Annotated in this window: 13 protein-coding genes; 4 read left to right on the top strand and 9 right to left on the bottom strand. The window is 54.0% G+C overall.

The window, feature by feature from the left end; genetic code table 11:
* Positions 1-13 precede the first annotated feature (13 nt).
* The 7 genes from gpmA to HGO41_RS09105 all read right to left on the bottom strand — a co-directional run bounded on the left by gpmA (position 14) and on the right by HGO41_RS09105 (position 6,879).
* Positions 14-766, bottom strand: a complete 753-nt coding sequence (gene gpmA / locus HGO41_RS09135) for a 2,3-diphosphoglycerate-dependent phosphoglycerate mutase (RefSeq protein ID WP_013576415.1) — start codon at positions 764-766, stop codon at positions 14-16.
* 207 nt (positions 767-973) lie between these two features.
* Positions 974-1,306 carry a PsiF family protein gene (locus tag HGO41_RS09130; RefSeq protein WP_037037122.1) on the bottom strand — a complete coding sequence of 111 codons (333 nt, stop codon included), beginning with the start codon at positions 1,304-1,306 and terminating at the stop codon, positions 974-976.
* A gap of 151 nt (positions 1,307-1,457) precedes the next feature.
* Positions 1,458-2,504: a galactose-1-epimerase gene (galM, locus tag HGO41_RS09125; protein ID WP_015690244.1), complete on the bottom strand. Its 1,047-nt coding sequence runs from the start codon at positions 2,502-2,504 to the stop codon at positions 1,458-1,460.
* Positions 2,498-3,646, bottom strand: coding sequence for a galactokinase (galK, locus tag HGO41_RS09120; RefSeq protein ID WP_112151661.1), 1,149 nt, complete (start codon positions 3,644-3,646; stop codon positions 2,498-2,500). The genes galM and galK overlap by 7 nt, the downstream gene beginning before the upstream one ends.
* Positions 3,646-4,695 (bottom strand): galactose-1-phosphate uridylyltransferase, encoded by a 1,050-nt coding sequence (gene galT, locus HGO41_RS09115; protein ID WP_013576411.1) that lies wholly within the window; start codon positions 4,693-4,695, stop codon positions 3,646-3,648. Before galT ends, galK begins: the two co-directional genes overlap by 1 nt.
* A 19-nt stretch (positions 4,696-4,714) precedes the next feature.
* Positions 4,715-5,731 (bottom strand): UDP-glucose 4-epimerase GalE, encoded by a 1,017-nt coding sequence (gene galE, locus HGO41_RS09110; protein ID WP_112198509.1) that lies wholly within the window; start codon positions 5,729-5,731, stop codon positions 4,715-4,717.
* Positions 5,732-5,931: 200 nt separating this feature from the next.
* On the bottom strand, positions 5,932-6,879 hold the full coding sequence (locus HGO41_RS09105) for a LysR substrate-binding domain-containing protein (protein WP_250980977.1): 948 nt from the start codon (positions 6,877-6,879) through the stop codon (positions 5,932-5,934).
* Positions 6,880-7,017: 138 nt separating this feature from the next.
* Here HGO41_RS09105 and HGO41_RS09100 point away from each other — a divergent pair, with 138 nt between their 5' ends.
* Entirely contained in the window at positions 7,018-7,848 is an 831-nt protein-coding gene (locus HGO41_RS09100; RefSeq protein WP_013576408.1) for an MFS transporter, read from the top strand.
* Here HGO41_RS09100 and modF read toward each other — a convergent pair.
* Together modF and modE are read right to left on the bottom strand one after the other, a co-directional pair.
* The gene (gene modF / locus HGO41_RS09095) at positions 7,802-9,271 is read right to left on the bottom strand and encodes a molybdate ABC transporter ATP-binding protein ModF (RefSeq protein ID WP_250980976.1); all 1,470 of its coding nucleotides are present in this window, start codon (positions 9,269-9,271) and stop codon (positions 7,802-7,804) included. The two genes, HGO41_RS09100 and modF, sit on opposite strands and share 47 nt — an antisense overlap.
* A 121-nt stretch (positions 9,272-9,392) precedes the next feature.
* A complete protein-coding gene (gene modE, locus HGO41_RS09090; protein ID WP_015690240.1) occupies positions 9,393-10,175 on the bottom strand; it encodes a molybdenum-dependent transcriptional regulator in 783 nt (260 codons plus the stop codon).
* Between the two features lie 189 nt (positions 10,176-10,364).
* Here modE and HGO41_RS09085 point away from each other — a divergent pair, with 189 nt between their 5' ends.
* The 3 genes from HGO41_RS09085 to modB all read left to right on the top strand — a co-directional run bounded on the left by HGO41_RS09085 (position 10,365) and on the right by modB (position 12,356).
* Positions 10,365-10,520: an AcrZ family multidrug efflux pump-associated protein gene (locus tag HGO41_RS09085; protein ID WP_013576405.1), complete on the top strand. Its 156-nt coding sequence runs from the start codon at positions 10,365-10,367 to the stop codon at positions 10,518-10,520.
* A gap of 195 nt (positions 10,521-10,715) precedes the next feature.
* Entirely contained in the window at positions 10,716-11,489 is a 774-nt protein-coding gene (gene modA, locus HGO41_RS09080; protein WP_013576404.1) for a molybdate ABC transporter substrate-binding protein, read from the top strand.
* Between the two features lie 177 nt (positions 11,490-11,666).
* Entirely contained in the window at positions 11,667-12,356 is a 690-nt protein-coding gene (modB, locus tag HGO41_RS09075) for a molybdate ABC transporter permease subunit (protein ID WP_013576403.1), read from the top strand.

Genomic DNA, 12,356 nt, shown 5'->3' with positions numbered 1-12,356 from the left:
AGAAAACGTGAAATTACTTCGCTTTACCCTGGTTTGCCACGGCCGCTGCTTTCGCTGCGATTTCGTCGGCATTACCCAGATAGTAACGTTTGATTGGTTTGTAGTTTTCGTCAAACTCGTAAACCAGTGGAACACCGGTAGGGATGTTCAGTTCCAGAATTTCTTCTTCGCTCAGGTCGTCGAGATATTTAACCAGTGCGCGCAGGGAATTACCGTGTGCCGCGATGATGACGCGCTCGCCGCTGGCGATGCGTGGTTTGATCACTTCAGTCCAGTAAGGGATGACGCGTTCGATGGTCAGCGCCAGGCTTTCTGTCGTTGGCAGTTCTGCCGCAGTCAGTTTAGCGTAACGTGGGTCGTGGCCAGGGAAACGTTCGTCAGCGCGATCCAGTTCTGGTGGCGTCACAGCAAAACCACGACGCCATTGTTTAACTTGCTCGTCACCGTATTTCTGTGCAGTTTCTGCTTTATCCAGACCCTGCAACGCACCGTAATGACGTTCGTTCAGTTTCCAGGATTTCTCAACTGGCAGCCATGGCTGGTTCAGTTCGTCCAAAACGCTCCACAGTGTGTGGATGGCACGTTTCAGCACAGAGGTGTATGCAAAATCGAATTGGAAGCCTTCGTCTTTCAGCAGCTGACCAGCAGCTTTTGCTTCGGTGCGGCCCTTATCGGACAGTTCAACATCATGCCAACCGGTAAAGCGGTTTTCTTTATTCCACTCACTCTCACCGTGTCTTACCAGCACCAGCTTGGTTACAGCCATAGCTAAACTCCTCAGTTAACTCAATTTTCAATGATAACAGTTATCATTATAGGGTCTGGGCATCCCACTCAGCAATCTGAAACTTCCTCAGGAAATCTTTGCGGGACGCTGTTTGTATTAAACATAACGAATTTGCTGCGACGATGTAAAACAAAACGCGCAGAAGGTCACCCTGACAGCGCGTTTTGTACAAGCAGGTCAGCGTGATCAGCTGGCTTTTTTCAGGCAGGTACTCATGAAGGATTTACGCGCATCGCCTTTCAGATTTTGCTTCGCGGCATCGGCATTACAGGTTTTCATTTTCATCTGCTGAGGATTCATTTTATCGTCAGTTTTAGCCTCTGCTTTCAGACAATTGCTCATGAATTTTTTACGTTCATCCCCTTTCAGGGACTGCGTAGTGGCCTGCTGATTACAATCGGTCATTTTTTGGCGTTGCTCAGTCTGAGCAGGAGAAGGGACTTTCACCGGGTCCGCCGCCAGAGCGGAACCCGCCGCGCACAGCGTTGCCAGCAGGGATAGCACAACAGGTAAACGCATATCAAAACTCCTTAATAAACGTCCTTTTATGCAGGACACCCTCTGAGTTTAGATGTTTAGCTGAGAAAGTGCGGAAGCAGATGCGCAGTCAGTCACAAATTCGAAGAAGTTTGGGAAAAGGACAGAGCCTGGAAGCCCTGTCCTGAACGAATTACAACGCGAAGAACTGATACGTCGTCGAGGACTTATACGTCTGACCCGGTTTGACCCAGCAGCTCGGTTGCGGCCAGGTGGCGTGATTCGGGCTGTCCGGCAGAAATTCGCTTTCCAGCGCGACACCGCTGTAACTGGCGTATTCACCGCCGCTGCGGTTCGGTGTTCCGCCCAGGAAATTACCGCTGTAGAGTTGCACGGCGGGCGCAGACGTAAACATTGTCATTTTGACTTTGCCGTCGGCAGACCACAAATGCGCTGCCGGATTGCTGCCGCTGTTGCAGGTGCGGTTGAGCAGATAGGCGTGGTCATAGCCTTTCACGCGTTGCTGGTCGCGGTCGGTGAGGAAATCTTTCGCCAGCGTTTTGGCTGCGTTGAAATTCATGCCGGTGTTTTCAACCGGGGTCGGATCCGCACAGGGAATGCCATCGCTGTCGACCGGCAGGAAACGGTCCGCAAACAGTTGCAGCTTGTGCTGGCGCGCATCGGTGCCTTCGCCGTCGAGATTGAAATAGGCATGATTGGTCAGATTGACCGGGCACAGCTTATCAACCGTCGCTTCGTAACGGATTTCCAGACGGTTATCGTCAGTCAGCTGGTAATGCACTTTCGCCGTCATGTTGCCCGGATAACCCTGATCGCCGTCGGCCGAAAATAGCTGGAACGTCAGCTTCTGCGCGGTCTGTTCGAGAATAGTCCAGCGACGCGCATGGAAACCTTCCGGCCCGCCGTGAAGCTGATGCACGCCCTGATTGGCGACCACCAGATGCGGTTTGCCGTCAATATCAAACTGCGAGCGGGCGATACGGTTGGCATAACGTCCGACGGTCGCGCCCAGATACGCGCTCTGGTTCATGTATTCCTGCAGTGACTGGCAGCCCAGCAGCAGTTCACGCGTGGAGCCATCTGTCAGCGGCAGGGTAAAGGATAACCAGGTCGCGCCCCAGTCCATGAATGTGGCGGTGGCACCTGCCGCATTCTGTAGCGTAACCTGTTCAAACGGCTGGCCATCGGGCGCCAGTTGCGTGTTTTCAGGTTTTAGCATATGCCTGCTCCTTGGGAAGCTGTGCAAACGTAGAAGGTTTCTTTCAGACCGCTGTGCGCGTGATATTGCTGTTCAACGGCATGACGGACTTTCTCCACCATGTCTTCCGGCACCAGCGCCACGATGCAACCGCCAAAGCCGCCGCCGGTCATGCGCACGCCGCCTTTATCGCCAATCACTTCTTTAACGATTTCCACCAGCTTATCGATTTGCGGCACGGTGATTTCAAAATCATCACGCATTGAGGCGTGAGATTCTGCCATCAGCTCGCCCATACGTTTCAGGTCGCCACTGGCCAGCGCATCAGCTGCTGCCAGCGTACGGTCATTTTCTGTGATGACGTGACGTGCACGGCGGGCAACGACCGGATCCAGCTCATCCTGAATGGAGAAGAATAGGGCAGGGTCAACGTCACGCAGCGCTTTTACGCCAAAGAAGCGTGCCGCCACTTCGCACTGTTCGCGACGGGCATTGTATTCGCTGTCCACCAGACCGCGTTTCACGTTGGAGTTGATAATGACCACCGCGGCGTTTTTCGGCATGGACACTGCACGGGTTTCCAGCGAGCGACAGTCGATCAGCAGTGAATGATTTTCTTTGCCCAGCGCAGAAATAAGCTGATCCATAATGCCGCAGTTACAGCCGACAAACTGGTTCTCCGCTTCCTGACCGTTCAGTGCCAGCGCAACGCCGTCCAGCGGCAGATCGTACAATGATTTCAGCGCCTGACCGACCGCCACTTCCAGCGATGCGGATGAACTCAGGCCTGCACCCTGTGGCACATTGCCGCTGATCACCATGTCCGCGCCGGAGAAATCTTTGTTACGCAGCATCAGATGCTTCACCACGCCACGCACGTAGTTGGCCCACGGGTGCGCATCGCTGTGCAAAATAGGCTCGTCGAGCGAGAAGTTGTCTTCGTCGTTATCGAAATCGGCGGCGATCACGCGGATGGTGCGGTCATTACGCTGTGCACAGGCAATCACTGTTTCATAATCGATGGCGCATGGCAGCACGAAACCGTCGTTGTAATCGGTATGTTCGCCGATCAGATTTACGCGGCCCGGTGCTTTGATGGTAATGGTGGCAGGGTAGCCGAATTTATCGGCAAAGATTTCCAGGGTTTTGGTCTTCAGTTTCATTATTTTTCTCCGGCCTCACGATAATGGACATCACTCACCGCCCGCAGACGCTCGGCGGCTTGTTCCGCTGTCAGGTCGCGTTGGGTCTCAGCCAGCATTTCGTAGCCGACCATAAATTTGCGCACCGTGGCTGAACGCAGCAACGGCGGATAGAAATGTGCGTGCAACTGCCAGTGTTCGTTGTCGTCTTCGGTAAATGGCGCGCCATGCCAGCCCATCGAATACGGGAAAGAGCACTGGAACAGGTTGTCATAACGGCTGGTCAGCTTTTTCAGCGCCAGCGCCAGATCACCGCGTTGTGCATCGCTCAGTTCGGTAATGCGTTTGACGTGAACTTTCGGCAACAGCAAGGTTTCGAACGGCCACGCTGCCCAGTAAGGCACCACCGCCAGCCAGTGTTCGGTTTCGACCACCGTACGGCTGCCATCGGCCAGTTCGCGCTGCACGTAATCCAGCAGCATCGGCGAACCTTGCTGTTCAAGATAGGTGCGTTGCAGGCGATCTTCGCGTTCGGCTTCGTTAGGCAGGAAGCTGTTGGCCCAGATCTGACCATGCGGATGCGGGTTGGAGCATCCCATCGCCGCGCCTTTGTTCTCAAAAACCTGCACCCATGGATAGGTTTTTGCCAGATCCGCGCTTTGCTCCTGCCAGGTTCTGACGATCTCCGTCAGGGCTTCAACCGACAGTTGTGGCAGCGTTTTGCTGTGATCCGGCGAGAAACAGATCACCCGGCTGGTGCCGCGTGCGCTCTGAACGCGCATCAGTGGATCGTCGCTTTCCGGCGCAAAAGGGGTATCCGGCATCAGCGCGGCATAATCATTGGTAAACACAAACGTGCCGGTGTATTTCGGATTCACATCGCCAGTCACACGGGTGTTGCCCGGACACAGGAAACAGTCCGGGTCATGCGCAGGCAGCGTTTCCTGCGAAACGGCTTCCTGCTGGCCTTGCCACGGACGTTTTGCGCGGTGCGGGCTGACTAACACCCACTGATCGGTCAGCGGGTTGTAGCGACGATGCGGGTGATCAATCGGGTTAAACGTGGTCATAAACTTTCCTTAGTGCACCTTAGTCCGGGTAGCCTTGCGGGTTTTTCGACTGCCATAGCCAGGTATCGTTGGCCATGTCTTCAAGCGTTCGGGTGACTTTCCAGTTCAGCTCTTTCGCCGCTTTGGTCGGATCCGCCCAGTAAGCCGGTAAGTCGCCCTCACGGCGCGGTGCAAACTTGTAATTCACGGGCTTGCCGCAGGCTTTGCTGAAGGCATTTACCACATCCAGCACGCTGTGGCCGAAGCCCGCGCCCAGGTTATAAATATGTACGCCCGCTTTGTTGTGCAGGGTTTTCATTGCCGCCAGATGGCCGTCGGCAAGATCCACCACATGGATATAATCACGCACGCCGGTGCCGTCCGGTGTCGGATAATCGTTGCCGAAAATCGCCACGGACTCACGACGGCCTACCGCTACCTGCGCGATAAATGGCATCAGGTTATTTGGCACGCCCTGGGGATCTTCACCCATCAGGCCAGATGGATGCGCGCCGACCGGGTTGAAGTAACGCAGCAGCGTAATGCTCCATTCAGGTTCTGCACGCTGCACATCCTGCAGAATTTGCTCGACCATCAGTTTGCTGCGGCCGTACGGGCTGGACGGATTGCCGGTCGGGAAATCTTCAACGTAAGGCGTTTTTGGCTGATCGCCATACACGGTCGCTGAAGAGCTGAAAATCAGGTTTTTAACGCCAGCTTCACGCATGGCTTCAACCAGCACCAGCGTGCCGGTGACGTTGTTGTCATAATAAGCCAGCGGTTTTGCCACCGATTCACCCACGGCTTTCCAGCCAGCGAAATGAATGACGGAATGAACAGGGTGCTCACTGAAAATTTTATCGAGAAGCGTGCGGTCGCGAATATCACCTTCGTAGAACAGCGGCGTTTTGCCGGTCAGGCTGTGGATGCGTTCCAGTACGCTGACTTTGCTGTTATGAAGGTTATCAAGAATGATTGGCGTAAAGCCTGCATCAATCAGTTGCACGCAAGTATGACTACCGATGTAACCGCTACCACCTGTGACTAAGACGTACATAAGAGCTCCCCGATGATTATCTTGATGCAACGATATCACGCTGCAAGGCTGAAAAAGGTGATCCATCCCCAATAAAATGGAATCGCTTACACAAACAGTTTACCACCTTTCAACATGACTCAACAGGTGCTGCGTGCCATGCAGAAAGCCTTCTGCAGCCGGCAGCAATCCAGAAAGGATGGGTTGTGTAATCGCTTACACTAACATTTATGCTTTGTCTGAATCAGTTTTCCGTGCTCATTTTCAGACTCCAGCCGGGGAAATGCCGACATTTTGTCCAGTAACCAGCGGCGGAGCGTCACGATGTCATCGCGCAGTGCTTTCTCTTTTGCGGTCACCAGATAATAGTTTGCGCCGGGAAGATATTGAGGGAATGGCGTGGTCAGAATGCCTTTTTCAATGAAGTCATGGGCCAGTAAACTGCTGACAATCGCCACGCCCTGGCCGGCAATTGCCGCCTGAATGGCATGGGTTTCATCTGTAAAGCGCAGGCCGCTGTCGGTATTTAATTGCGCGGGACCGACGTGTTTTTTCCAGTTTTCCCAGTCGGGAGAAGGATGGGGAATATGACGGTTTTCCACATGAAACAACGTCACCTCTTTCAGATCTTCCATCGTTTTCAGCGCCAGTGCAGGACTGGCAACCAGCACAAAAGTGTCGTGATAAAGCAACGTTGAATCGAGGCTTTCATTGGCGGATTCACTGTAACGGATCGCCACATCCACGGTATTACGGGTTAAATCCACCAGTTCGATGCCGGTGTGCAGGCGTAAATCCATTTCGGGCGCTGCGGCTTTTAAGTCCGCCAGCCGCGGCACCAGCCAGTGCGTCAGGAAATTGGACGTGGTGGTCAGTGTCAGTGCCGCAGGCAACCCGGCGTGATGGATTTCTTCGACGGCTGCCTGTAATCCGGCAAATGCCTGCCGGGTGGCGTGGCGCAGAATTTTCCCCGCAGCGGTTAGCCTGACCTCACGGGCGCTGCGCTCAAACACCGCCGTGCCCAGTGCTTCTTCAAGCACACGGATCTGATGGCTGATGGCGGTGGCCGTCACGCCGATATCTTCTGCCGCGCGTTTGAAACTCCTTTGCTGCGCCACGACATCAAACGCTTTGAGCGAACCCAGCGGCGGTAAACGGATCTTCTTCATGATGAGTTATTTTCATCCATTGCTGAAATCTATGACTTTGAGTTAGCTAAAATAGGCGGTGTAAGCTCTTTTATCAACACGATGAAGATGAAGCATATTCATCTGCTGAGCCGATGAATGTTGATAAAGGAACTTGCTATGAACGCCAAAAAATTACCCATGCCGTTGCTGGCGTCTGCGCTGGGCACGCTGTTTGTGCTGAACCTGGCGCTGACACTGCTGAGCGTCGCCTTTTACGGTCTGGACACACCGCTGTCCCACTCGCTGGCGGGGGCTGCCGCACTCTTTTTTGTACTGTTTATCATCAGCGAACGTTATCACCCCGAACCGCTACTGCCACGTCATCTGCGGTCGTCGTTGCTGTTACAGATAAGTCTCTGGACGCGTATTTTCGTCACAGCGGTCACTTATGCCACGTGGTTCATGCTGGCGGTGGCGATGTATCAGCTTTACGGATTGGGCGTACCGGGCATTATTCTCAGCTTTGTTGCCTTATTGCTGATAATGCTGCCGGGCAAAGCGCTCAGCGAAAAGCTCGGGCGGAGAATGACATCTGCCCGCACCTTGCTGTGGGGTTTTATGATTGTGGCGGGCGGACTGGAGGGGATGGCGATGACACCCTCGTTCTGGCCGGTGCTGCTGCCGGGATTGTTACTGACCGGATTCGGGGCGGGTATGGTTCGCCAGGCCGCCGCGGCAGAAAGGGATCTGCTCACCGGGGCCGAATACCATTATGCAATCCTGCTGGGAGGTTGGGTTCGGGTGAGCAGTACCATAGTGATACTGGCACTGCTCATTCTGCTACTGAGAAATAACCCCGGCCAGCAGGGGATTGAAAACGGATTTGCATTGCTGGCGGCACTGGCGCTGGCTGGTGTCGTGACCGCGCTGATGGTTCCCGCAAAGGCGAAGCAAAATAACGTTACAGCGCGTCAATCTGATAACGGTAGATTTCGCCATCAGGAATAAAGCTCAGCCGGTGAGTAATACATTCCGGCGCATCTTCCGCATGATGCGAAACAAACAGCAACTGGGTTTCGCCTTCGCCGATCAGAATATCGACAAAACGGCGCACCAGCTGGCGGTTGATCGGATCCAGACCCTGCAAAGGTTCATCCAGAATTAACAGCGCCGGATGCTTGACCAGCGCGCGGGCGATGAGCGCCAGCCGCTGTTGTCCCCAGGATAAACTGTGGAGCGGGCTATCACCGGCATCGCCGTCCAGTCCGAGCAGTGTCAGCCATTGCGAGGTGAGCAATCTCTGCCGGTCAGATACCGCCTGATAAATGCCGATCGAATCGAAGAAGCCGGAAGTAATGACATTGCGCACGCTGGTGCTGACGCGATAATCCAGATGCAGACTGCTGCTGACGTAGCCGATATGGCGTTTGATGTCCCAGATGGTTTCACCGCTGCCACGCCGGCGACCGAACAGCGTCAGATCATTGCTGTAGCCCTGTGCGTGATCGCCGGTGATAAGGCTCAGTAAGGTGGATTTCCCGGCACCGTTCTGGCCGGTGATCTGCCAGTGCTGACCGTGATCGACCTGCCAGCTCAGATTGTGCAGGATCGGCTTGTCGTTGTACTGCACCACGCCGTCACGCAGTACGATCAAAGGGCTGTCGGCAGGCGGACTGACGCGGGCTGTCGGATCTTCTGCTTCCGGCACAGCCATGCCGTTCAGGCTTTCGCTGTGTGCCAGTTGCGCGACCAGCGCATCAGCCATCACCTGTTCGCGCGCACCCACCGAGGCCAGCGTGCAGTCAGCCAGAACGCCGACATTTTTCACAAATGCAGGAATGTCGTCAAAGCGGTTAAGCACCAGCACCATCGTCTGACCTTCGCCGGACAAGGTTTCCAGCAACTGTGCCAGTTGCGCCCGGGCGTTGACGTCGAGGCCATCGAACGGCTCATCAAGCACAAGCAAATCGGGTTTTTGCATCAGCACCTGACACAGCAGTGTCTTGCGCGTTTCGCCGGTGGATAAATATTTGAAGCGGCGGTCGAGCAATTTCTCAATACCAAACTGCGCGGCAAGGGCAGCACAGCGGGCAGGGTCGCGCACTTCATCCTGAATAATTTCAGCGGTGGTGCGGCCGGTATCGTCTTCACCTTCGCTCAGTAAGTCGGTGTTGTTACGCTGCCATTCATCGGCCACCAGCTTCTGCAACTGTTCGAATGAGAGACGCACAATATGCGGAAAATTGTTTTCCCGGGTACCTTTCAGCAGGGTTAAATCGCCTGCCAGCGCTCGTGCCAGTGCGGATTTTCCACTGCCATTTGAGCCGACAAACGCCCAGCTGTCGGCCTGCTGGATATTCAGATCAGAAAGTGTGAGGGTTCGGGTATCACTGAGACGGAAAACGCCTTGCGAGATATGTAACGACGACATCTTAATCTCTCATTTTCAAATGATTATAAAACAAGGGATAAGCGCTGCACCTTCGCAAGTCAATTGACAAATCTGCAAAATGAAAACGCTGATTTTGCAAGATACTGATTAAATTCTGCTTTTAGCACAGGGTGGCCAGGATCACTTTGTCGTCATCAAACTGCGCGTAAACGCTCTGACCGTTTTTCAGAGCCAGTTTATCGGCTTCGGCATTCGGTACCGTCGCACACAGAATTTCACTGCTTTGCAGTTTCATCAGCACTTCGCTGTTGTTTTCACCGCGCTGGATGTGGGTGACACTGCCCTGCAAGGCGTTATGCGGATTTTCTGCGGTGAAGCCAAGGGTGATCCAGGGCGCTTTGATCAGCACCAGCACTTCCTTGCCGGGCGTTAACGCCAGACGGTCTGCGCTTTGTTCAGTGATCGCGGCGCGGATTTTTGTTTTGCCGTCAGCCAGCAGGACATCAATATGCTGCTGAACGGTGCTGTTATCGCGTTCAATCACGTTGCCGAAGAACTGGTTGCGCGCGCTGGTTTGCAGGGAGAAGCGTGAAATGGCCGCCAGCAAACTGTCGAGAGGGAGCGAATCTTCTTTTAGCACGTCGAAGGCTTTTTGCTGGATTTGCGCCAGTAATTCATAAAGCTGGATCAGGCGCTCGCCGTAAGGTGTCAGCACTGCGCCGCCACCGCCTTTCCCGCCGGTGCTGCGATCGACCAGCGTCTGATCGGCAAGCTGATTCATTTCATTGATGGCATCCCAGGCGCTTTTGTAACTGATGTTCGCGAGCTTAGCCCCCTGACTGATTGAACCGGTGTGGCGCACCTGCCGCAGTAATTCAATACGGCGCGGATCGGCAAACAAACGTTGCTGAAGTTTAAGGGTTAAGAGAATTTCGGCTTGCATCGCAGCTTCCTTGTTAGAATCATGGCTTATTGTCGCCGCTAAACCTGCAGGCAGGCAAGTTGGCTAAATGCTAAAGTAATTACCGTCCCGTGCTGTTATTATCCGCAACAGTTTGATTTTTCGTTTTTGACTTCATGTACGAAGTCCAACATCGCCTCAGGGCGATTCAGCCAGTTAAGTGAGGCTATCATGTTAGAACTATTAGAAAGTTTGATTTTCGCTGCCATCATGGTGCCGGTCTTCATCGCTGTGATCCTGGGCTTGATCTGGGGGCTGGGCGAAGTATTCAACATCATCTCTCACGTGGGCCACTCTAAAGAATCCCGTGAGAAACCTCATTACTGATTAATGAGACTGTTTGTTTCCGGAACCCGGCCCTTGCGCCGGGTTTTCTTTTTTCCGGGTTTTCTTTTTATAGTTCAGATCAAAAAAACATAGGTTATCTCCCCCTGATTCATAAAAATGAATGACATCGTTTTTCGTCGCGCTATATTAAAGATTACATAGCGAAATATCTCTTCATAAAGGCGAAGGAAAACGATGACATATCAATGGGGTAAAGTATTCACCGCAACCATTCTGGTCGCAGGGCTTGGCGTTCAGGCGCAGGCAGCAGAGAAAATCACGGTGTTTGCCGCTGCATCACTCACCAATGCTTTGCAGGATATCGCCACCCAATACCAGAAAGAAAAAGGCGTGCAGGTGGTCTCATCCTTCGCCTCATCTTCGACACTGGCCCGCCAGATTGAACAGGGCGCGCCGGCAGATTTGTTTATTTCTGCCGATCAGCAATGGATGGATTATGCCATCAGCAAGCAGCAGATGGTCGATAACACCCGTTACACGTTGCTGGGCAACGAACTGGTGCTGATTTCTGCGGCTAACAGCAAAATCAACAAAGTCGACATCTCTGAGAAAACCGAATGGACCAAACTGACGGGCGACAGCCGCCTGGCGGTGGGTGACCCTGATCATGTCCCGGCCGGGATTTATGCCAAAGAAGCGCTGCAAAAACTGGGGGCCTGGACCACGCTGGAACCTAAACTGGCGCGCGCCAGCGACGTCCGTGCGGCCATGGCGCTGGTTGAACGCGAAGAAGCGCCAGTGGGCATAGTTTATGGTTCTGACGCCGTCGCCAGTAAAAAAGTGAAAGTGATCGGGATTTTCCCTGCCTCCAGCCATAAGCCGGTTGAGTATCCGATGGCGATGGTGAAAGGGCACGAAAATGCCACCGTCAGCGGTTTTTATGATTATCTGAAAACCCCGGCAGCGGCTGCAATCTTCAAAAAATACGGTTTCACGCCTCGCGGCTAAGTTCATCGCTGTTGCTGAAAACAGATAAAGCCTGCGCTGCGCCAGGAGGCTTTATCTGTCCATCCCGGTTTCTTTCCCCGTGTGTGATTCTCTATACTTTGACGTAAATTAAAGCCTGCGAAATTTTTGCCGATATTTTATCTCTGCGACACATAAATTCAGGATTAAGAAACCGACATGATGTTGAGTGAATATGAGTGGCAGGCGGTACTTCTTAGTCTGAAAGTATCGAGCCTGGCCGTTGTTTGCAGTCTGCCGCTTGGTATTCTGATGGCGTGGGTCCTCGCCCGCGGCCGCTTTCCCGGCAAGTCCCTGCTCGACAGTATTATTCATTTGCCGCTGGTATTACCGCCGGTGGTGATTGGCTATTTGCTGCTGGTGGTGATGGGGCGACGCGGCTTTATCGGCCAGCGTCTGTACGAATGGTTTGGTTTCAGCTTCAGTTTTAGCTGGCATGGTGCAGTGCTGGCCTCGGCGGTGGTGGCATTTCCGCTGATGGTGCGGGCGATACGCCAGTCGCTGGAGGCGGTTGACCCCAAACTTGAACTCGCCGCCCGCACGCTCGGTGCTTCGCCGTGGCGGGTCTTTTTCACCATCACACTGCCGCTTTCCGTGCCGGGCGTCATTGCCGGCGTGGTGCTGGCATTTGCCCGTTCGCTGGGCGAGTTTGGTGCAACGATCACCTTCGTCTCGAATATTCCGGGTGAGACCCGCACCATTCCGCTGGCGATGTATACCCTGATTGAAACGCCGGGCGCGGAAGGCGCTGCCGCACGGCTCTGCGTGCTGGCAATCCTGCTGTCTCTGGCGGCATTGCTGATTTCTGACTGGCTGGCAAAACGCAGCCGTATCCGGCTGGGAGGCTGA

This window comes from Rahnella sp. CG8 (assembly GCF_023701875.1).
Classification (GTDB): Bacteria; Pseudomonadota; Gammaproteobacteria; order Enterobacterales; family Enterobacteriaceae; genus Rahnella; species Rahnella aceris.
This window is presented reverse-complemented; position numbering and strand designations above follow the sequence as displayed.